The sequence below is a fragment of the Streptomyces sp. NPDC050743 genome (assembly GCF_044456925.1).
Classification (GTDB): Bacteria; Actinomycetota; Actinomycetes; order Streptomycetales; family Streptomycetaceae; genus Streptomyces.
This window is the reverse complement of record NZ_JBITGJ010000073.1, coordinates 21,302-40,454: the sequence shown is the minus strand read 5'-3', so window position 1 is coordinate 40,454 and position 19,153 is coordinate 21,302. Positions and strand designations below refer to the sequence as shown.

Annotated in this window: 19 protein-coding genes and 4 pseudogenes; 9 read left to right on the top strand and 14 right to left on the bottom strand. The window is 68.6% G+C overall.

Translation table 11 applies throughout. From position 1 onward, the window contains the following. Positions 1-86: 86 nt before the first annotated feature. From ACIBJF_RS39910 to ACIBJF_RS39895, 4 genes and pseudogenes are all read left to right on the top strand, one after another. Positions 87-216: pseudogene (locus ACIBJF_RS39910) on the top strand (transposase); the annotation flags it as partial. Continuing rightward, positions 176-328, top strand: coding sequence for a hypothetical protein (locus ACIBJF_RS39905; protein WP_399181484.1), 153 nt, complete (start codon positions 176-178; stop codon positions 326-328). The pseudogene ACIBJF_RS39910 and the gene ACIBJF_RS39905, both read left to right, overlap by 41 nt. Before the next feature lie 150 nt (positions 329-478). Beyond that, complete coding sequence (locus ACIBJF_RS39900; protein ID WP_399181482.1) at positions 479-784, top strand: hypothetical protein; 306 nt, start codon at positions 479-481, stop codon at positions 782-784. Continuing rightward, a pseudogene (locus ACIBJF_RS39895) lies at positions 745-1,173 on the top strand (transposase); the annotation flags it as partial. The gene ACIBJF_RS39900 and the pseudogene ACIBJF_RS39895, both read left to right, overlap by 40 nt. A 16-nt stretch (positions 1,174-1,189) precedes the next feature. Here ACIBJF_RS39895 and ACIBJF_RS39890 read toward each other — a convergent pair. Both ACIBJF_RS39890 and ACIBJF_RS39885 read right to left on the bottom strand, forming a co-directional pair. Next, the gene (locus ACIBJF_RS39890) at positions 1,190-1,603 is read right to left on the bottom strand and encodes a transposase (RefSeq protein WP_399181480.1); all 414 of its coding nucleotides are present in this window, start codon (positions 1,601-1,603) and stop codon (positions 1,190-1,192) included. Positions 1,604-1,828: 225 nt separating this feature from the next. Beyond that, complete coding sequence (locus ACIBJF_RS39885; RefSeq protein ID WP_399181478.1) at positions 1,829-2,566, bottom strand: flavin reductase family protein; 738 nt, start codon at positions 2,564-2,566, stop codon at positions 1,829-1,831. Between the two features lie 536 nt (positions 2,567-3,102). On the opposite strand from ACIBJF_RS39885, the gene ACIBJF_RS39880 reads away from it, so the two are divergent. After that, positions 3,103-3,708 carry a CGNR zinc finger domain-containing protein gene (locus ACIBJF_RS39880; RefSeq protein ID WP_399181476.1) on the top strand — a complete coding sequence of 202 codons (606 nt, stop codon included), beginning with the start codon at positions 3,103-3,105 and terminating at the stop codon, positions 3,706-3,708. A 466-nt stretch (positions 3,709-4,174) separates the two neighbouring features. On the opposite strand, the pseudogene ACIBJF_RS39875 reads toward ACIBJF_RS39880, so the two are convergent. The 6 genes and pseudogenes from ACIBJF_RS39875 to ACIBJF_RS39850 all read right to left on the bottom strand — a co-directional run. Beyond that, positions 4,175-5,077 (bottom strand): annotated as a pseudogene (locus ACIBJF_RS39875) (alpha/beta hydrolase); the annotation flags it as partial. A 19-nt stretch (positions 5,078-5,096) separates the two neighbouring features. After that, positions 5,097-6,305 carry an alpha/beta fold hydrolase gene (locus ACIBJF_RS39870; protein ID WP_399181474.1) on the bottom strand — a complete coding sequence of 403 codons (1,209 nt, stop codon included), beginning with the start codon at positions 6,303-6,305 and terminating at the stop codon, positions 5,097-5,099. Between the two features lie 207 nt (positions 6,306-6,512). Then, complete coding sequence (locus tag ACIBJF_RS39865; protein ID WP_399181488.1) at positions 6,513-7,652, bottom strand: NADP-dependent malic enzyme; 1,140 nt, start codon at positions 7,650-7,652, stop codon at positions 6,513-6,515. Between the two features lie 495 nt (positions 7,653-8,147). Then, positions 8,148-8,549 (bottom strand): tautomerase family protein, encoded by a 402-nt coding sequence (locus tag ACIBJF_RS39860; protein ID WP_399181472.1) that lies wholly within the window; start codon positions 8,547-8,549, stop codon positions 8,148-8,150. A gap of 151 nt (positions 8,550-8,700) precedes the next feature. Beyond that, positions 8,701-9,435, bottom strand: coding sequence for a flavin reductase family protein (locus tag ACIBJF_RS39855; RefSeq protein WP_356318117.1), 735 nt, complete (start codon positions 9,433-9,435; stop codon positions 8,701-8,703). Positions 9,436-9,658: 223 nt separating this feature from the next. Then, positions 9,659-10,084 carry a nuclear transport factor 2 family protein gene (locus ACIBJF_RS39850; RefSeq protein ID WP_356318119.1) on the bottom strand — a complete coding sequence of 142 codons (426 nt, stop codon included), beginning with the start codon at positions 10,082-10,084 and terminating at the stop codon, positions 9,659-9,661. A 289-nt stretch (positions 10,085-10,373) separates the two neighbouring features. Between ACIBJF_RS39850 and ACIBJF_RS39845 the strand changes: the two genes are divergently transcribed. Then, positions 10,374-10,841 carry a winged helix-turn-helix transcriptional regulator gene (locus ACIBJF_RS39845; protein ID WP_399181469.1) on the top strand — a complete coding sequence of 156 codons (468 nt, stop codon included), beginning with the start codon at positions 10,374-10,376 and terminating at the stop codon, positions 10,839-10,841. A gap of 772 nt (positions 10,842-11,613) precedes the next feature. Further along, on the top strand, positions 11,614-12,471 hold the full coding sequence (locus ACIBJF_RS39840; RefSeq protein WP_399181467.1) for an MBL fold metallo-hydrolase: 858 nt from the start codon (positions 11,614-11,616) through the stop codon (positions 12,469-12,471). Between the two features lie 255 nt (positions 12,472-12,726). Here ACIBJF_RS39840 and ACIBJF_RS39835 read toward each other — a convergent pair whose 3' ends face one another. Beyond that, positions 12,727-14,064, bottom strand: coding sequence for a PLP-dependent aminotransferase family protein (locus ACIBJF_RS39835; RefSeq protein ID WP_399181465.1), 1,338 nt, complete (start codon positions 14,062-14,064; stop codon positions 12,727-12,729). Positions 14,065-14,157: 93 nt separating this feature from the next. Here ACIBJF_RS39835 and ACIBJF_RS39830 point away from each other — a divergent pair, with 93 nt between their 5' ends. Beyond that, positions 14,158-14,781 (top strand): DJ-1/PfpI family protein, encoded by a 624-nt coding sequence (locus tag ACIBJF_RS39830; protein WP_399181462.1) that lies wholly within the window; start codon positions 14,158-14,160, stop codon positions 14,779-14,781. Positions 14,782-14,895: 114 nt separating this feature from the next. Here the strand turns inward: ACIBJF_RS39830 and ACIBJF_RS39825 are convergent, their stop codons facing one another. The 5 genes and pseudogenes from ACIBJF_RS39825 to ACIBJF_RS39805 all read right to left on the bottom strand — a co-directional run. Continuing rightward, entirely contained in the window at positions 14,896-15,219 is a 324-nt protein-coding gene (locus ACIBJF_RS39825; protein WP_399181461.1) for a hypothetical protein, read from the bottom strand. Beyond that, positions 15,216-15,560 carry a DUF6247 family protein gene (locus ACIBJF_RS39820; RefSeq protein WP_399181459.1) on the bottom strand — a complete coding sequence of 115 codons (345 nt, stop codon included), beginning with the start codon at positions 15,558-15,560 and terminating at the stop codon, positions 15,216-15,218. The genes ACIBJF_RS39825 and ACIBJF_RS39820 overlap by 4 nt, the downstream gene beginning before the upstream one ends. Before the next feature lie 29 nt (positions 15,561-15,589). Continuing rightward, complete coding sequence (locus tag ACIBJF_RS39815) at positions 15,590-15,946, bottom strand: hypothetical protein (protein WP_399181456.1); 357 nt, start codon at positions 15,944-15,946, stop codon at positions 15,590-15,592. Between the two features lie 160 nt (positions 15,947-16,106). After that, positions 16,107-17,102 (bottom strand): bacterial transcriptional activator domain-containing protein, encoded by a 996-nt coding sequence (locus ACIBJF_RS39810; protein ID WP_399181455.1) that lies wholly within the window; start codon positions 17,100-17,102, stop codon positions 16,107-16,109. A gap of 103 nt (positions 17,103-17,205) precedes the next feature. After that, positions 17,206-17,514: pseudogene (locus tag ACIBJF_RS39805) on the bottom strand (IS630 family transposase); the annotation flags it as partial. Positions 17,515-17,877: 363 nt separating this feature from the next. On the opposite strand from ACIBJF_RS39805, the gene ACIBJF_RS39800 reads away from it, so the two are divergent. Then, positions 17,878-18,975: a PP2C family protein-serine/threonine phosphatase gene (locus tag ACIBJF_RS39800; RefSeq protein WP_399181453.1), complete on the top strand. Its 1,098-nt coding sequence runs from the start codon at positions 17,878-17,880 to the stop codon at positions 18,973-18,975. The last annotated feature ends 178 nt before the right edge of the window (positions 18,976-19,153 follow it).

The window sequence follows — 19,153 nt, the reverse complement described above, 5'->3', positions numbered from 1 at the left end:
TTCCACCTCCACGCTCACGCATCCCCGCCCAGATGGGCAGAACCCTTGCCAGACCTTACGGTTCGCATAGGTCCACTTAGCTGATTAGAGACGCTGCCTACGTGCCCGGCCGCACCGTCAACCGCATGGCCGGGCGCCTATCGAGGCGAGGCCAAGACGGATGCCCGCGACGCCTATGTCATCGCCGAAACTGCTCGCAGTCATCGTCGTCTGGCGACTGCGGCGGCGTACGGAGGTCCGCAGCCGCTTCGACGAGAAGCTGACCGTCATCATCGTCCTGACGCTGGGCGTCTTGTCGCAGCCACCCTGGCGGGCCAGGGGATCTTGAACATCGTGGGGCAGCCGGCGAGCGGCGTGACCCAGGCCGGCCGATGAGCCCCCGCACACATAAGGGCCGGAAGGTGCTCGTCGGCGCCCGCAGTGGATCACAGGTCTGGGAAACGGGGGAGTGATGACATCACGTCGACGGCGCTGGCGCTTGAAGAAGCGGACGCGCAGGCAGATGCAGGTCTGGGGGGCGGGGGTGATTGCCGCGGTGTGGGTGGCCGGGCAATGGGCGGCGGTGTGGCCCGTCCTGCTGGCCGTGTTCGTCGCGGCCATGGTAGGCGGGGCCGGCTGGGCGCTGCTGCGGGCGCACCGACGCGCAGTCGGCCAGGACCGCGCGTGGCGGGCGCAGGAGGAGGTCAGGGCGCGGGAGTTGTCGATGTCCGAGGTCGACGCGTTGTCGTGGCAGGAGTTCGAGGCGTACGTCGCCGGTTTCGAAACCACCACCATTTCGATGTGATCACCAGCATGCCCGGGCTGGGCGTCATCCTCGGCGCGGAGTTCCTGGCCGCCACGGGCGGCGGCATGAGCGCCTTCGGATCCTCCGACCGCCTCGCCGGCTTCGGCGGCGTCGCGCCAGTTCCGCGCGGCTCGGGCAAGATCAGCGGCAACCTGCATCGGCCCCAGCGTTTCAACCGCCGCCTTCAACGCGTCTTCTACACCTCCGCGCTGTTCAGCATCCGCCGGTGCGACGCGTCCCGCCGCTTCTACGAACGCAAACGGGCCGAGGGCAAGCGCCACACCCAAGCTGTCCTCGCTCTCGCCCGCCGCCGCGTCAACGTTCTCTGGGCTCTTCTCCGCGATCAGCGACGCTACGAGCCGCTTCCGCCGACGCCCCTCACGGCTTGACAGACGACATTAGGAATCATTTCAGGATGCGGTGCGTAGTCGTCTCAAGCAGACGATAGCGCAGGCGAGTTCGAGGGGTCCCTGGTCGAGGTCGGCGTGTATCTCGTAGCGGATGCGCAGGCGTTTGAACTGGTGCAGCTGGGCGAGCGTTCGCTCTGCGACCCAGCGGGCCTTGCCCGGACCGGAGCCGTGCGGTGCGCCACGGCGGGCGATCTTCGGGGTGATGCCCTCGGACGTAGAGCGCACGGCGGTGCTTGGGGAAGTCGTAGCCGCGGTCGGCGAACAGCCGCTTGGGCCGGTGCCTTGGACGGCGGCGTCGGCTGCGGATTCGCGGGATCGCGTCCAGGAGCGGGGCGAGCTGGGTGACGTCGTGCCGGTTGCCTCCGGCCATCGAGACGGCAAGTGGGGTGCCGTGCGGGTCGACGATCACATGGTGCTTCGAGCCGGGGCGGCCGCGGTCGACTGGCGAAGGTCCGGTGTGATCCCCCCTTTGAGCGCCCGGACATGCGTGCCATCAATGGCGCAGTCGTCCATGTCGAGGAGCCCGGCACTGCGGAGCTCGGCAAGGACGACCGTGTGGAGGCGGGGCCAGACTCCGGCTTCGGTTCGGTCCCGCAGGCGCCGCCAGCCGGTCGCCCCACTGCAGCCGATCCGCTCATCCTCCTGCTGGCTTTCCGGGAGCGGACGTCGAGCCCGAGGGGGACCAGTCCTTGGTGTCGATCGGGGACCAGTCGGTCGGCTTCGCGTCCAGACGCTGCATTCGGCGCCCACCCCGGGCCGCGAGCAGTTCCTCATCGAGGGGTGTGGTGAAGACGTTGTCGACCAGGGTGTATTCGGCGGCGAGTCGGCCGACGGCCGGCAGCGCGGCGGTGTCGATGCGTCCACGCGACAGATACAGGTCGTCCCTGACGTGGAACCGCAGCACCTTGCCCCACACGACGTGATCGACCCCCTCGTCCCCGACCGGAATGATGCGGTCGACGACGCACTCGAAGGAGATCGGCGCCTCCTTGACCCGTGGGGCGCGCACCACCACGGACGGTTCCTTCTTCAGTCCGAGTGCTTCGAACTCGTCCACACCGGGCTCGAACTCGAACGCCGAACTGTGCATGGCGTCGGCCTGCGGCAGCGTCGCCATGTTGGTGACGAACTCACCGGTCTCACGGATGTTGATGTACGTGTCCTTCAGCGTCCGCCCGTCGGCATGCGGCTGCAGTGTCAGCGAGACCATGGGCGGCTTCCGCCCGACCGCGGTGAAGAATGAGACGGGCGCCAGGTTGGCGACGCCCTCGGGGGAGACCGTGCTGACCCAGGCCACCGCGCGCGGAATGATGCTGCCGATCAGCAGTTTGTACGCGTGAGTGGTGTCGAGTTCTGCAGCGTCAATGATCATTTGGAGACCTCCATCGGTTACGGCACGGCACTTGGAGTCAGTTGCGGCGACGTGTGCCGCGGATGCGACCCGCGAGGCAGCGCCGGGAGCGGAAGGAATAGCCGGCCTAACGCTTCCCATCGAACCCTCTATGAAAGAGGTATGCGAGCTTCACCTATATCGAACGGTCTGAGGTTCGAGATCATTCCTGCCGAATGGTGTGAATCAGGGAGAAGATGTGAGGAGGCGGGCGCAGTGGCGCCATGGCGGCAGGTGGGGGTGAGTCGGGTGCCGACCGTTCCTGACTTGTTCAATCGATCCCAGGCGCGCGGTTCGCGGCCGTAGCGTCGAGGGTGCCGGTTGGCACGGGCTCGACCTCTACCGCGGCATGTTGGAACTGCATCCTGACCGGGTCAACCAGGGCGCACTGTGGGGCTCGGCCAGGTCCGCCAAGGGTTGAGCCGCTGGGTCCGGCTGCCAGGTACACTTTCGATCGTAATAAGTAAATAGGCTATGGGCATGTCACCCTAGCTACCGTCACCGAAAGAGGTCCGCGAATGTCCTGGACCGCGACAGCCCGATACGGCCTGGAGCCCGCCCCGGGCGGGCTGGCCTTCGTGCAGGACCTGCTCAACACACGGTCCGCCGGCAAGCCGCGCGAGCCCGACCTTCTGCAGACCGTCGAGGGCGCCCGCGCCTGGCTCGACCAGGCGTTGAAGAGCTGGAGCGGCGCGACCCAGCGGTCCGCACCCGGCATCGAACTGACAGCCGAGGACGCGCAGGGGCTGCGCGACTTCCGTAATGACCTGGATCAGATCCTCCAGGCCCGGACTGGTGACTCGGCGCCGCAGCCCGGCCTGGCGGCTTCACTCATGACGTTGCCCACCGCCCTGCGGCTCGACGAGCACGGGGCCATTCACGCCGAGCCTCGCGGTACGGGATGGCGGCAGGTGGCGTCCCTCGCCCTCATCGAGGCCTACCAGGCGCAGTACACCGACACGCTGCGGCGCCTGAAGTCCTGCCGAAACACGCGCTGCCTGACTGCCTTCTACGACCGCTCGCGCAACAACAGCGGCGTCTGGCACGACGTCCGCGTCTGCGGCAACGCGGCCAACCTGCGCAACTATCGTGCGCGCAAGCGGGCCGGCGCCGACCAGGTCTGACAACCGACTCTCCGGCGCGTCGCGCGCATGTACGGTGCCGTCCTTGCCGGCCCGTACCCCGCGTTCCACAGTGTTGCCCAGCTTGTCAGGGCCGTATGGGGCGGCCACGTCGAACTGTTGGCGGGCGCCGGAACGGCCTGAGGACGCGGCATTGCCGACTGTCCCGAACGGTTCGACGCCCTGTCCCGCGCCCGCGAATGTCATCAGACTTGAGATCTTCCGCCTCGGCACGGCGCCCTGTCGCGGGTACCAACGCCCTGTCGCCGGTACCCGCGACCGGATGTCTTGTGCGGTCACTTGCGCCTGATCGGGGGCTTCGCGTCAGCGGGCCGGGGAGGTGTCGCGCTGCCCGACCCAGTCGAGCACCGCGTCGGCGACTTAACGCCATCCGCATCGCCAGATCACAGGGCACCCGCGGGGTGGGGCAGCCAGTTCATGCCGGTCGCGGTGGCGTGCGGGGCGCCCCTCAGGCGAGGTGCTCGCGGAACCACTCGACGGCGGCGCTGCTCGCCTTGTCGAACTGGGTGGTGTAGGGGTCGAAGTGGCCGCCCGGGATCGTCCGCAGTCGCTTGGGCTCCAGCGCGCGCTCGTAGGCCGAGAGGGCCAGGTCGGTCACGGTGACGGTGTCGTTGAGCGCGACCACCATGAGCAGCGGTGTGGGCGAGACCCTGTCGACCCAGATTCCGGGCTCGTACATGCGCGCGGCCCGGGTGGAGCGGACCGTGACCTCGTTCTCCCACACACCGTCGGGCTTGGGCTGGAGGTAGAAGTCGATGGCCTCCTGCGTCCGGTAGGACGCGGGCACCGCCGGGTCGCTGTTGACGATGGCCAGGGTGCGGGGGGCCTCGCCACGCAACTGGGCGCGCTCGTCCTCGGAGAAGTTTTCCTCCAGGGCTGCGACGGCCTCGGGGGCGATACGGCGCCGGCCCTGCTCGAAGCCGCTGATGGTCGGCACCTGGGAGACCACGGCCCGCAGTCGGCGGTCGGTCGCGCCAAGCACGATCGCGTGGCCGCCGGCGTAGCTGGTGCCCCACAGGCCGATCCGCTCCGGATCGACCTCGGGGAGGCTCTCCAGGAAGGAGATGGCCCGCCGCCAGTCCGCGATCTGCCGCCATGGGTCGACGTCCTGGCGCGGCTGTCCGTCGCTCGCCCCGAAGCCGCGGTGGTCATGGACCAGGACGACGAAGCCGTTCTCGGCGAAGGCCTGCGCGAACGGCTCGAGGCCGTGCTCCTTGACCCCGGCGTAGCCGTGGGCCATGGTGATCGCCGGATGCGGACCCGGGCCGTCCGGCAGGAAGAGCCATCCGCGCAGCGTGACTCCGCCGTCGGCCTCGAACTGGATATCTTTGCGCTGAATCATGGAACAACCTTCTGAATAGGCAGGGCTTTCAGCCCTGGTGGAAGTAGTCGGCGTCGATCTCGCCGGCCAGCCGGGTACGCAGTTCCGCGGAGAAGCGGAGCACGGCGCCCAGTGGCCGGTGGTGGATGGCGGCTCGGAGGGTCTGGCCGTCCGCATTCTTGGTCAGGATGGTGACGCCCTCGATCGGCAGGCCGCCGAACGCGGTGGCCTCCCACTCCAGGTGCGTTCGCGGGCCGTCGACGGTCTCCCGGGTGAAGCGGAGCGACTCGTAGATCGCGCTCGCCGCGCCCATCACCTTCTTCACCTGGTCGCGGCCTTCCACCGGGCGGGTTATGACACTCGCCTCCAGGACCACGTCCTTGGTGAACGCCTCACCGAACGCGGTGGCGGACTTCTGCGCGAAGGCGTTCGTCCACCCCTGCGGGCGGGGGGTGTTCGCGGCGGGGGCCCTGTCGGTGCCACCCACCTCGGCGAGGAGGCGGTCGAGGTGGGTGGCGACGTCGGCCGCCTGCTCGATGTGGGCCCAGTGGCCGGCCTCGGCCACCGATACCGCTGTCATGGCGGTGAAGCGGGGCGCGATCGCGTCGTTGACCATGTCCTCGGTGACGAACCCGTCGCCCTCGCCACGAAGGATGAGCACCGGGCCGGCGTAGCTGCTCGGCCGTTCGCCGTGGGGGTGCCCGGTGTTCCAGCAGTCGGCGAGGGCGCGGACGACCTCCGGACGCAGATGCCGCCCGGTCGCCACCAGTCGGTCGAGCTCGGCCTCCGGGAACGCGGCGGACAACTGTTCGCGTACGCCCCGCTGCCCGTCCGCGTCGCCGCCCAGCGAGCGGAACTGTTCGATCATCTCGTCGGGCAGGTGCACGCCCGCGAGGGGGACTGGGGTCACCAGCACGAGTCCGCGGGCCCGGTCGGGTCGCTGCACCGCGACCAGTTCGGCCACGGCGGCGCCCATGCTGTGGCCGACGATCACAAAAGGCTTGCCGAGGGCGTCGACCACCGCGCCCGCCTCGTCGGCGAACCGGTCGTAGTCGTAGGGCCCGCCCACCGTGTCGCGGTCGCCGCAGCCGGCCAGGTCGAGTGTCACGCACTCGATGCCGGGTGTGGTGAGCTGGGGGATCAGGCGGTCCCAGGCGTACTGGTCGTCGAGGAAGCCGTGGACGAACACCACGGCCAGGTCTCCGTCGCCGGTGCGCCGATACCGTACGTCGGTGTCGGCGACGCGTTCCGTCTTCATGTATGTCCTCACTGTCCGGGAGCGGACGTCGCCCCGGAAGGGGACCGGTCCTGGCTTTCGATGGGGGAAGTCGGTCGGACGTGCGTTCAGGTGCTGCATCCGGTGGATTGCGTCGTCTCCCGTGGCCTGCGGATTCGGGACGCGACGCGTTCGATGGGCTGGGCGCGCCGCTGTCCTCGGATCACGGGACAGAGCGCAGTTGGCCGCCTAGACCCGGGCCACGCCGTCGCGCTGGGCGGTCTCTGCGACGGCTTCGGCGACCGCGGGGGCCACTCGAGGGTCGAAGGGCGACGGGATGATGTGGTCCGGACGCAGTTCCTCGGCGATCAGGGAGGCCAGGGCGTCCGCGGCGGCGATCTTCATGCCCGGCGTGATGCGGGAGGCGCGGACGCGGAGGGCGCCGGCGAAGATGCCGGGGAAGGCGAGGACGTTGTTGATCTGGTTCGGGTAGTCGCTGCGGCCGGTCGCGACGACGGACGCGTACTTGTGGGCGACGTCGGGGTGGATCTCGGGGGTGGGGTTGGCCATGGCGAAGACGAAGGCCCCGGGTGCCATGGTGGCGACCGCGGTTTCGGGGACCGTGCCGCCGGAGACGCCGATGAAGACGTCGGCGCCGGCCAGGGCCTCCTCCAGGGTGCCGGTGCGTCCCGCCTGGTTGGTGTTCACGGCGATGTCCCGTTTGACGTCGGTCAGATCCGTACGGCCGGAGTGCAGGACTCCGGCCCGGTCGGTGACCACGGCATCGCCGATGCCCGCCTCCACCAGGATCTTGGCGATCGCGACGCCCGCTGCTCCCGCGCCCGATATGACCGCGCGCAGGTCGTTGAGGGTCCGCCCGGTGAGTCGGGCGGCGTTGCGCAGGGCCGCGAGGGTGACGACGGCCGTGCCGTGCTGGTCGTCGTGGAAGACCGGGATGTCGAGGCGGTCCTGAAGTTTGCGTTCGATCTCGAAACACCGGGGTGCGGAGATGTCCTCGAGGTTGATGCCTCCGAAGGACGGTGCGAGGCGGGCGACGGTTTCGACGATCTCGTCCACGTCCGTGGTCGCGAGCGCGATGGGCACGGCGTCCACGTCGCCGAACTGCTTGAACAGGACCGCTTTGCCCTCCATGACCGGAAGTGACGCCTGCGGGCCGATGTCGCCCAGACCGAGCACCGCGGTGCCGTCCGTCACCACCGCGACCGTGTGGGAGACCCAGGTGTAGTCGTGCACGAGATCGGGCTGCCGGGCGATGGCGGTGCACACCTCGGCGACACCCGGCGTGTACGCAAGTGAGAGGTCCTCGGGGCCTCGCAGCGGCACCGTCGGGGTGATCGCCATCTTTCCCCCGTGGTGGAGCGCGAACACGTGCTCGGCGAGTCGGCGGGGCGTGGGGGTCTGCGTCGAGGTGGCGCTTTGTGTTTCCACAATTGATTCCTTTGCTGGTCCCTTGGCCGGTGCGCCGTGCCCGTTCGCTCGCAGGATGCGGAGGCCGGAAGACGACGAAGCCGTGTGCCCTGCTCTCGTGCGGAGCGCGTGCCGCTGGGCCGGTGGTGGCCGTCTCGGGCGCCGGCAGGTCGGCGCTGGATTTCTGTGGGGTGGTCCCGTCTTGAGGTGGCCCCCGACGCACACTTCGCGCCGGCACGCCCGCTCCGGGGTCCGTCGGGCGGATCGTCGCGGGCTCCCGGCGCAGGGCAAGGCACTTCGCGGCGGCGCCGGAACGCCCCGGCAGCACCGGTGGTTGCGATGCTCCGACGGCGACGGCCGTGCCCCCGCGTCAGGCAGCGCGCGCGGCCTGCCCCGGTCTCCGGCCTGCTCCGGTCTGCGTCGGGCGGCCCCTGGCCGACGGCCGGGGGCGCGGGTTCACCAGCGCGGAGTCCCTTCGGCCAGCTGCAGTTCGCCCCTTCCGAACGAGAAGCTCTCGTTCGGGACCGGGATCAGGGCGATGAAGATGTCGTCGGGCGAGACACCCAGCGCCTCGACGACCAGCCTGTTGATGGCCGCGGACACCGCCCGCTTGTCCTCCAGGGGCCGGTGGGCCCCGAGGAGAACCGTGATGATCATGGCGTCTGAGCTGCGCTGCATGCCCATGAACGTCGGGTCGAGGAACAGTTCGTCCTCGCCGTGTTCGCTGATCATGATGAAGCGGTCGCCCTCGGGGATGCCGAGCCCCTGCACCAGCGACTGGTTGAGCGCGTCGGCGAGCGCACGCTTCTGCTGCGACGAGAAGCGGTTGGCGGGGATGTGGGCGTTGAAGACCGGCATGGGGGCTCCTTCGGGGAGTGCGGTGTCGGGTTGCCCGATCATTCGGGGGGCCTGATCCAGGCCCCGGGTACGGCGCTGCCGCCCTGGCTATCCGCGGCCCACGGCGCGAGCCTGCGCGGCGCGGATGCGGTCGGAGAGGGCGTCGGTGCCGTCAGGCCTTGACGGCTCCGGAGGGGGACCACTCGGCGCTGTCCACCGGCGACCATCCGTCCGGGCGCTCGTCGAGGCGGTGGCTGCGCTTGCCCAGACGCTCGCTCAGGACGTCCGCCGGCAGGGGGGTGACGAATGCGTTGTCGGCCAGGGTGTACTCGGCGGCGAGGCGGCCGACCGCCGGAATTGCTCCGGTGTCGATCCGTCCGTTCTGGGCGTAGACGTCGTCCCGGATGTGGAAACGCACGACCTTGCCCCAGACGACGTGGTCGTTGACGTCGCCGACTTGGACGATCCGGTCGAGCGTGCATTCCATGGCGATCGGGGAGTCCTTCACACGCGGCGCCTTGACCACGTCACAGGCCTCTTTGGTCAGGCCGACCTCTTCGAACTCGTCCTGGGCGCTGTCGAATTCGATCGCACTGCGATGCATCTCGTGGGCCTGCGGCAGCGTGACCAGGTTGGTGACGAACTCACCGGTGTCCCGAATGTTGACGAGCGTGTCCTTCAGCGTCCCGTCCGACCGCGGCTGCAGGGTCAGGGACACCATCGGGGGGATCCGGCTCACTACGGTGAAGAACGAGATCGGCGCCAGATTGGCGACACCGGATGACGACAAGGTGCTCACCCAGCCGATCGCGCGCGGTGTGACCGCTCCGATGAGGAGTTTGTACGCGGACGTCGCGTTCAGTTCGTCGCTGTTGATGATCACGTTGATGGCCTCTCTGGCGTGCACGGCGGCATCCCGCCGGTGAAGGTGCGGGCTGGTGCGGCTGGTGAAGGGTCAGCGGCGCCATGGGCCAGCCCGGCGTGTGGCACGGCACCGCTGGCGCTCCGCAACGGCTCGGCGCCGGTGAGCTGTCCCCCCTTCTCGGGGCCGCCCAGGGTGTGCTCCGCGATCAGCGTCAGGGTGCGGACGGGGGTTTCCCTGGAGGCAGGTGCGCCGCGCCGTCGCTGGATCAGTTGGCTGCGGGGGGAAAGAACTCAAGGCCCTCGAGCACGTCGCGCCCCTTGGCGGTGTCGGCGTACAGCCGCGCCTGCGTGATCAGTCCGTCGGTCACGGCGAACAGCAGGAGGTGCTCGTTCTCCATCGTGCGGCCGTTCTTCGCCTTCGCTCGGGCCCGGACGGGGACCACCACGTGCGACCCGGCGTCGAGCACGGTGTGCAGGTCGTAGTTGAAGTACTCGTAGTAGTGGTCGAAGAGGTCCTTGTAGAAGGCCACGAAGCCCTCCCGCCCGTGGAACGTCCCGCCGTAGGGCAGTGAGGTGGGGAAGTGGAAGACCACGTCCGGTGACATCAGAGCCACCAGGTCGGACGAGTCGTTCTTCTCGAATCCGGTGTAGGCGCGGTGGCAGGCATCAACAATCGCCTGGTTGCTCGACATGCTTCCTCCATGCTCATGGCTGAGTGCAGTGCTGGGTGAACGCGTCCACCCACCTCGGTTTTCGTCCGGTCGTACGCGGAGGGACCGGAGGCAACGGGACGGGCCGATCGGCTCGTGAGGCGCGCGGCGGGCCGGAGGCCTGATCGGGCTCGGGAGGTCACCGGGCGGCTGGGCGGGCCGAGGGTGCGGTAGTGCCTGCCGACGGCCCCATGACGGCTAAGTTTTCATCTGGAACCCAGGAAGTCAAGGACTGGGTTCCAGATGGAAACCCTGCAGGTATCCTGGCGATATGGAGTGGCGCGAACTTGATTTGGGCAATTGCAGCGTCGCCGCGACCCTGCGACTGATCGGCGATCGGTGGACCCTGCTCATCCTGCGTGAGGTCTTCGCCGGCCTGCACCGCTTCGACGAGATCGCGGAGCACCTCGGGGTCTCCCGCCGCGTCCTGACCGAACGCCTGGGGCAACTCGTCGGCGCCGGCCTGCTGGAGCGCCGGAGCTACCAGGAGGCCGGACGACGCGCGCGCCAGGAGTACCACCTCACGGCGCCCGCCCAGGACCTGCAGTGGATTCTGGCCGCCCTCCTGCGGTACGGAGACACCCATCTCGGCGGCCCGGAGGGCCCGCCGGCAGTGCTGAACCATGCGGGCTGCGGCGGCCAGGTGCACGTCGAGCTGCGCTGTTCCTGCGGGCAGGAGGTCTCCAGCTCCGAGGTGGAGCCGATCACCGGCCCCGGCGCCGTCAGCATGTCCCCCTGACGGACGGCAACGGCAACCCGCTCCTCGATCACCCCCGCATCCCGGCCGCACAGGACGACAGGCGGCCTCGGCGTTCCCGCCGGTGTCCGGGTCCCCGTTCGCCCGCGTCGGACCGGCCACGCTGCGGCTGGTCGGATCTGGGCAGCGTGCGCTGACGCGGGAGAGGTCCGCCATGCCGAACCTCCGTGAGCATGACCGGCGTCAGGAGATTTTGTCTCTTGCGGCCAGCGCGCTGATACATGGGACGCATTTGGCCGGGCCGGCGTCCGGGGCCGGAACCCGGCGCCAGGCGCATGAAAGGGAGCATGCGCCCGTCGGAGGCGTCGCGGCGTCCTCGGAGATCCACCGCCGCGGAAGAACGCCTCCATCCATGCCTGCGCACAGCACGCAGGAGGCGTCCGATGGTTTCCGCGGAAGCCGGACAGTCGGCGGCGGACGGCCGTCGCGTCCGGACGCCGTCCGGGCCCCCGGTGCGCCCTGGGCCGCCGAGGAGGCGAGGGTGACTCACCGGAGCTGACGTAACCAAACGTGCTACGCTTATTTCTCGAGGGTCAAACGAAAATGACCTGGCACCCCACGCTCGGGCGAGCGCAACCGGGGTCGGCGAAACGCCTTGACGAGCCGGCCGTGCCGTCCACCACGGTGCCGGGCGTTGCCGCACCCGCGGATCAGACCATCTCAACTGCGCACCCAGGCATGTGCCCGGCTCGCGACCCGGCCCCGGAGCAGACGGTCCCGTGAGCCACATTCCGCCCCTGAAGGAGGCACCATCATGACTGCATCCGCATCCTCTTCCCTGGCGTACGAGGTTCTCGTCCAAGAGGGGACGCCCCGGGCCGGCGGCGAGCGGCTGCCCAACGGTGAAGGGCTTGTCTCCTCGCCCCTGACGTCGACGCTAATCTTTGGGGACGAGGACGCCGTGCTGGTCGACCCGCCTCTCACCATCGAGCAGACCCAGCAGGTGGGTGACTGGATCGAGCGCTCCGGCAAGCGCCTGGCATACATCTACGCCACCCACGGGCATGGCGACCACTGGTTCGGCACCGCCGATCTCGTGAAGCGGTTCCCCGGCGTCACCGTTTACGCGACCGCCGGAACCATCGAGGTCATGCACAAGCAGGCCACCGAGGGACGCGAGGAACTGTGGGACAAGCGCTTCCCCGGCCTGATCCCCGACACCCCGGTCCTGGCCCAGCCCGTCCCCGCCGAGGGCTTCTTGCTGGAGGGCAACCTCATCGAGGCCGTCGAGGTCGGTCACACCGACACCGACAAGACCACGGTCCTGCACGTGCCATCGATCGGCCTCGTGGTGGCTGGCGACGTCGTCTACAACGGCGTGCACCAGTACATCCTCGAAGGCGGCGACGGCGGCCTGCAGGAATGGCTCCTGGCCCTCGACCGCGTCGCCGCGCTCCAGCCGCGCTCCGTCGTGGCCGGTCACAAGAACAAGGACCTGCCCGACGACCCGGCCACCATCGAAGAGACCCGCCAGTATCTCGTCGACGCCATCCGGCTGCTCGGCCAGAATCCCACCGCCCGCGAGTACTTCGACCAGATGACGGCCCTCTACCCGGATCGACTCAACCCGGGCCCGGTGTGGTACGGCGCGGTCGGCCTGCTGGGAGCCTGACGGAACAAGGGGAACGAGCCCGGCACGGGCTGCACGGCGCCTCCCGCTACGCCTTGTTGTGGCGGGCTGGCTCGACTACTACAGCCGCTTCCGGCCGTGGGAGTTACGCACCTTCGCGATGCGCATCAACGCCTACCTGGTGCGCTGGATCGGCCACCGGCCTCTTCCGACACCGGCCCCCAGAGCCCGGCCTCGTTCGACGGCTTTTCGTCCGCAGAGGCCGGTGCGGGCGGGAATCGGCTGGCCGAGTGAAGTTCAGGCGTAGGCGTCCTCGATAGCGACTCGTCGCACCGTGCGCAGCGTCGACTGGAGACGGTCCAGATCGGTCGAACCCAGAGCGAGGCGGAGCGCCTGTGGCGTGTGCATCGAGGTGGTGAAGGGCTCCGCTGTGCTTACCGAGATGTGCTGACGTGCGAGGGCGGCGGTCAGGCGATCAGCGCGTGCATCGTCGGGCAGCGGAAGCCAGGTGAAGTAGGACGAGGGGTGGCTGATGAGCGGCAGACCTGCCAGCTCTCGTCCGGCGAGTGCTTGGCGGGCTTTGGCATCCTCTCGTTTCTGCGCTTCCAAGTGGTCCACCGTGCCGTCGTCGAGCCAGCGGCAGGCGATCGCGGTGGTGAGGGCCGGGGTGTTCCAGGTGGTTGCCCGAATCGCGCGTTCGAGTGATGGCACCGCGAAGGGCGGAGCGAGGACGAAGCCTACCCGGAGGCCGGTGGCGACACTCTTGGACAGTCCCGAGACGTAGACGGTGATGTCCGGCGCGTTCGCGGCCAGAGGGGGCGGTGGGTCCTCGACCAGGTAGGCGTAGGAGGCGTCTTCGATGATGAGCGGGCCGTGCTGTCGAGCGATCTTGATTAGGCGGGTTCGGTCGGTTGCCGGCATGACCCACCCCAGAGGGTTGTGCAAGGTTGGCATGGTGTAGATCGCCCGCACAGGGCGGCTCGCGCACAGCTTCTCCAGAGCATCGAGATTCGGTCCGTTGGTGGTTGTCGGTATGGGCTCCAGGTCGAGATGAAAGGCATGCGCGAGCACCTTGAAACCGGGATAGGTGAGGGCATCGACCGCGACGACGTCGCCGGCGTTGAGCGCGGCCATGACGGTGATGGCGAGGCCGTGCTGCGCACCGTTGACGATGAGGATCCGGTCCGTGTCGGTGGTGATTCCCCGGCGCCTCAGGTGCCGTGCGATCGAGGCTCTGTCCTGGGGACGCCCTCGATGTGGTTGGTAGTGCAGCAGCGAGTCGAGATCACCGGAGGTGGCCACGTCCCGCAGGGCCTGCCGAAGGAGATCAGCTTGCCCGGGCAGCGACGGATAGTTGAAGCTGAGGTCGACCGCATCCGTGGCGACGATCTGCAGATCGATGCCGTGACCGGCGGGAACCGCGATGTCACGCACGAACGTGCCGCGGCCCTGTTCCCGGCTCACCAGGCCCATCGCTTCCAGCTCGGCGTACACCCGAGTCGCGGTCACCACGGCAATGCCCTCGCGGGCGGCGAGCCCGCGGTGTGTCGGCAGCCGCACGCCTGCGGCGAGCCGCCCGGTCCGGATGTCGGCTGCGAGCGCGTCAACCAGCTTTTTGTACCGCGAGGCTGCCATGTACCGAATTGTATCCATGACAATTCTTTGACTGTCCTGTTCGCGGGTCCTTACCGTCAAGACCCACCCCACTCATAGGGAAGGACAGCCGCCGTGCACATCGCCATCCTCACCTTCGAGGGCTACAACGAGCTCGACTCCCTGATCGCGCTCGGTGTGCTCAACCGCATCAGGACCGACGACTGGCGCGTCACCATCGCCACCCCCAGCCTCAAAGTGACGTCGATGAACGGGGTGGTCATCGAGCAGATGTCCACGCTGGAGGAGGCGTGCGCCGCTGACGCCGTCATCATCGGCAGTGGCATTGCTACCCGCGAGGTCGTCGAAGACCCGGCGATCATGAACATCCTGCGCGCCCTGGACCCCGCGCGCCAACTCATCGCCGCGCAGTGCTCCGGCGCGCTCGTACTGGCCAAGCTCGGCCTGCTCAACGACATCCCCGCCTGCACCGACGTCACCACCAAGCCATGGGTCATCGCCGCCGGCGTCGAGGTGCTCAACCAGTCCTTCTACGCCAAGGACAACATCGCCACCGCCGGCGGCTGCCTCGCCTCGCACTACCTCGCCGCCTGGATCATCGCCCGCCTCGCGGGCAACGACGCCGCCGAAAACGCACTGCACTATGTCGCCCCGGTCGGCGAGAAGGAGGAATACATCGAGCGCGCCTGGCGCAACATCACTCCCTACCTGCCCGCACCCGCACCGGCGCTCGTCTGACCAGTCGCAAGCAGTGACCGGAGGTCATGCCCCCGGCAGCCTGACTGGTCGTTTGCAGCCCGAAGGCAGGGAGGGGAGCCTTCAAGCGATGGATCCAGGCTCAGGGTGGCTGGCTCACCGCCAGAAACACTCATCGATGACGATCTGAGGATCGGTGTTTCTGCGGGTGAAGTGGTACCGGAGCCACCCTCGGCCGTGGTCGAAGTAGATGACGTGCTCGCCACCGGGGCGGGTGGACTGGACGGGTTCGACACTCATTCCGCCTGGGAGGTCGCGGTCGCTGTCGATGCCCCGGAAGTACGGGTCAGCGGCGGTGACGAGTTCGGCGCGGGCTTCGTCGACCAAGGCTCGGGCCTCTTCGGGGAGGGCGTTTCTGTTGTCCTCGGCGTTCTTGGTCCAGTCGGCTTGCCAGGGCGGCCCCATGAAGTCGTCGGTCAATGGCCGGGCTCTGCCTTCGCTGCCGTACGGCGGATGCGTCCGGCTTCTTCGATGAGTGACTTGGCGCGGGCGTAGTCGGGTTCCCGGCTGGCTTCGTCCTCCAGGCCGTGCACCTTTGCTTCTAGTTGGGGATCGCGGGCGAGGGCGAATTCGCCCCACCAGCGGGCCATGAAGGCAGGGACCGGCGCGAGGTCGTAAGCGTCGGCGATGTCGCGGCGCCAGTGTCGATCGAAGTCGACGAGGAGTTGCGGCGCATGCTGGGCGATGGCGGCGCGGAGCGCCTTCGGTGTCCTGTCGGGCATGGAGGGCACGGCCCCAGAGCCATGGGTGGCGGTAGTCATGAACGGCAGTTCCCCTACTTGGCGGTCGGTCAGGCGGCAGTTGGCTTCATCCGGCCTGGGGCGCTGCCGTCAGGCTCTTCGGCAGATGGTGTCTTGTTGTCTTTGGTGGCGTTTTGTGTGCACTGCTGTCCGGCCCGGGCGAGGCTGTTGTCGCGCAGGGTGTAGATCATGCTGGAGTCCTTGTAGCCCAGCATGCGGGCAAGTCTAGCGACCCGTCCGTAGGGCAGCTTTCCGCCGACGGGTGCGGTGACGGCGGCACGAATGTCGTCTTCGAGTTGTCTGCGGAGCTGGGCGAGCTGCTTTTCCGCGCGGGTGATCTCGGCGCGGGTATTGCGGACCCTCTGCACGTCGGGGTCCTGGTCGTCCTTGTTCTGCTTCGCCGGCATGCTTCGCAGCATGACATCACAGACCATGGTTTGCAACACTGCGGATATATACACTCTGGTTTTACAGACCACAGTATTGTGGCTTCGCAGTCGGTGCGTCGGCGTTGAAGGCTCCCCTCCCTTCAGGGAGGGGAGCCTTCAAGAACCGAGCAGTCCCTGCCTACTGGGCATTGCGCACCGCCGTGCCGGAGCTGCCCAGGAGTTCGTTGATGAGCTGCGTGGTCTCCGTCTCCAGCGAGCAGTCCAAATCCCGGTTGACCTGTTGCACGTGGGTGATGGCGGTGTGCAGTCCTTGCCGGTTGCCGCGTGCGGCTTCTAGGCGCATCCAGTCCCGGTACAGCAGCTCTGCCGTGTCGTCGACGTCGAGGCCGGTGGCGACGGCCTGCCGTGCGGCGGTGAGGCCGTGGTGGGGGCCTGCGGGGGTGCGGTAGGTGGCCACGGTGTGCGCGACGTCGATGATCCGTGTGATCATTTCCTGCTGGTAGGGCTCGGCCCAGGGCAGCGGTCGGCCGCCGAACGGCTTGCCCCGCACCCGGGTGAGTGCCTGTTCCAGGTCGGTCAGGCCTGCCGGTCCCAGCGGCAGGGCGTGTTCGGCGAGTTGGAGGAAGCGGGTCCAGTCGCAGCGGATGGTGGGGCGAGCCGGTAGGGGTCGTCGCCGGTCTTGCGTCGCGGGACGTAGGGGTTGCCGGCTGTGTCGCTGCCCAGTGAGCTGCGCAGGCCCTGCATGCGTGCGTTGAGGGTGGTTGTCGACCACGGGGTGGACGGGGTCCATGTCGGCACACAGCACATCCGCGCTGCGTCCGGGCCGGAAGTACAGCAGGGTGGCGAGCTGGGCCATTTTGGGGCCGTGGCCGGTGTTGTCCACGCCCGTCACCTCGACCGGCCCCAGTACCCGGATCTCCGGGGCGTGCAGATCCTGTGCCTCACACTTTTCCTCCTCCGGCGCCGCGGGCTCTTCGAGGGCGGTCCCTGGGGCGTCAGCCTCTGCAGCTTTCGCCGCGTCGGTGGAGTTGGCAGCGGCCGGGGATACCGCTGCTTCGGTGCACGGTCCGGTGTCGTCGTTGGACTGGGTCGACGATGCGGTGGGGGAGAGGAGACGGAGTGCGGACGGATCGGTGCTGGCGGCGAGCAGCGCCGGGAAGGCCTCGCTGCTCACGTCCGTTGCTGCGGGCGGTGACGGGATCTGGGCGGCAGTGGTTGCGGGCGGGGACTCCTGCGGCGATGCCTGTTCGGGCTGTTGCACGCTGTCTAGTGCCGCATCAGGCAACGTTCGCCCTGTCGACCACTTTGCGTGGGCGTTCGTCGGCGGCGTGCTTGTTCCGCCAGATGATGTAGCGGCGGATCATGCTGCCCTGCTCCTTGTGGCTGGCGTGGTCGGTGCCGTCCAGTGCGAAGTAGCGCAGGGCGGTGAACTGGGCCTCGATGCGGTTCAGCCACGAGCTGTTGGTCGGCGTGTAGGCGAACTCGACGTTGTTGGCCGCGGCCCAGCCGCCGACCCGGGTGTCCTTCTTCTTGGTCAGGTGCGGGGAGAAGTTGTCCAGGCCGATCGCGATGCGGACCTCGGGCGGCAGACGCCTTCGCCGGCCGGTTCCCTTCCTGGCGCACCGCTCCGCCGGAGGCGGTGGAGGCTTTCACCGTCGCGAACGCTGCTCTGTGGGCCGAGATCGCCCGCAACGATCCTGCTCCGTGGAAGGTCGAGATGGCCCACCACGCCGCAGAGCACGGCGCCTACGTGAGAAGCCAGTCGAACAAGTAAGCCGGGGCACATCAAGTCGCACGCGAAGTTCGGAAAGAGAATGACCTCTTGGTGCTTCATGTGGTGGAGTCTGGTCTCCTGGGAGGCCGTCAGGGCGTCGGCGAGGCAGGCTGAAGGTGTGGTGTCGCTCTTCTGCTCATCCTCTCGAACGGGAGCGGGCGGTCACAGCAGGGTCTTGCTCGCGCTGGCGCAGTGCGTGCCGTTTGTGATCGCGCTGGCCGTGCTGATCATCGAGCTCACTCCTGCTCATTTCCTCTATACCGGTCCCTTTCTCGCCGCGGTGCCGGCGCTGGCGGCGGTGACGATGGGTCCCAAGCGCACGGCTCTGGCGGTGGTTCTTGCGCTGGCGGTCAGCGTGACCACGGCCACGTACAACCAGGCATGGGGCACTCTGCAGGTCTATACGAACTTCCTGGCTCTGGCTCTGGTCTCCGTGGCCGGTTTCATCACGAGCAGCGTCGTGCGTACGTACAGGAGGAGCGAGCTCGACGAGGTCCGCCGGATCGCCGTGTGCGCGCAGGAGGTCATTCTGCGGCCGGTTCCCGAGCGCCTGGGTCCGGTGCGGGCGGCCAGCCTGTGTCTCGCTGCCGGGACCGGGGCGCAGGTCGGCGGTGATCTGTACGAGGCCGTGCAGACCAGGTACGGCGTCCGGATGATCGTGGGGGACGTCCGTGGCAAGGGGCTGAATGCGATGCGCGCGGTCGCGGTGGCGCTGGGTGCGTTCCGGGTGGTTGTGCACTACGAGGACGACCTGGTGGGGGTCATGAACCACTGCGCGGCCGCGCTGCGCCGGGAGGCCGCCGTGCCGGGCGCCTTTCCCGAGGAAGCCCTGATGGAGGGATTCACCACCGCGCTCATCGCCCAGGTGCCGAACGACGAGCCCGTAGTGCAACTGGTCAATCGCGGCCATCCGCCCCCGCTGGTGCTCCACAAGGGCCGAACTCAGCCTTTGATGCCCACCTCGCCGCACCCGCCCCTGGGCCTGGAGGACCTGATCACCGGCCCTCCCGAGAAGCCAGAGAGCTATCCGTTCGTACCCGGGGACCGTCTGCTCCTCTACACCGACGGCGTGATCGAAGCCCGCAACCCTGGCAACGACTTCTTCCCTCTGCCGCAGACCATGGAGTCGATCAGCTTCAGCACCACCCCTAAAGAGCTTCTTGACCAACTGCACCAGGCATTGATCGGCCACACCGAAGGCCGCTTGGCGGACGACGTGGCGATGATCCTTATCGACCGGCTCGAGGAAGGAGTCGGTAGGCCGGCCCTCTGAGTTGCCCGTCGTTCGCCCGGCGGGCGGGCGTCGCGGCGTCTGGTGCGGTGCCTCGCAAGGCGGAGGGTCGCCCCCCGCCCCGGGGGGGCGCCGGGGGCCCCCCCAACCCCGCGCGGGGGGGGGGCCCGCGGCGCGCCGCCGGGGGCCCACCCCACACGCCCCGCCCGGGGGGGACACC

Excerpts from the sequence above, each read along its gene's own strand:
- ACIBJF_RS39905 (WP_399181484.1), top strand. The coding sequence starts at position 176 with ATGTCATCGCCGAAACTGCTCGCAGTCATCGTCGTCTGGCGACTGCGG.
- ACIBJF_RS39885 (WP_399181478.1), bottom strand. The coding sequence starts at position 2,566 with ATGATCATTGACGCTGCAGAACTCGACACCACTCACGCGTACAAACTG.
- ACIBJF_RS39880 (WP_399181476.1), top strand. The coding sequence starts at position 3,103 with ATGTCCTGGACCGCGACAGCCCGATACGGCCTGGAGCCCGCCCCGGGC.
- ACIBJF_RS39870 (WP_399181474.1), bottom strand. The coding sequence starts at position 6,305 with ATGAAGACGGAACGCGTCGCCGACACCGACGTACGGTATCGGCGCACC.
- ACIBJF_RS39860 (WP_399181472.1), bottom strand. The coding sequence starts at position 8,549 with ATGCCGGTCTTCAACGCCCACATCCCCGCCAACCGCTTCTCGTCGCAG.
- ACIBJF_RS39850 (WP_356318119.1), bottom strand. The coding sequence starts at position 10,084 with ATGTCGAGCAACCAGGCGATTGTTGATGCCTGCCACCGCGCCTACACC.
- ACIBJF_RS39845 (WP_399181469.1), top strand. The coding sequence starts at position 10,374 with ATGGAGTGGCGCGAACTTGATTTGGGCAATTGCAGCGTCGCCGCGACC.
- ACIBJF_RS39840 (WP_399181467.1), top strand. The coding sequence starts at position 11,614 with ATGACTGCATCCGCATCCTCTTCCCTGGCGTACGAGGTTCTCGTCCAA.
- ACIBJF_RS39835 (WP_399181465.1), bottom strand. The coding sequence starts at position 14,064 with ATGGCAGCCTCGCGGTACAAAAAGCTGGTTGACGCGCTCGCAGCCGAC.
- ACIBJF_RS39820 (WP_399181459.1), bottom strand. The coding sequence starts at position 15,560 with ATGACTACCGCCACCCATGGCTCTGGGGCCGTGCCCTCCATGCCCGAC.
- ACIBJF_RS39815 (WP_399181456.1), bottom strand. The coding sequence starts at position 15,946 with ATGCCGGCGAAGCAGAACAAGGACGACCAGGACCCCGACGTGCAGAGG.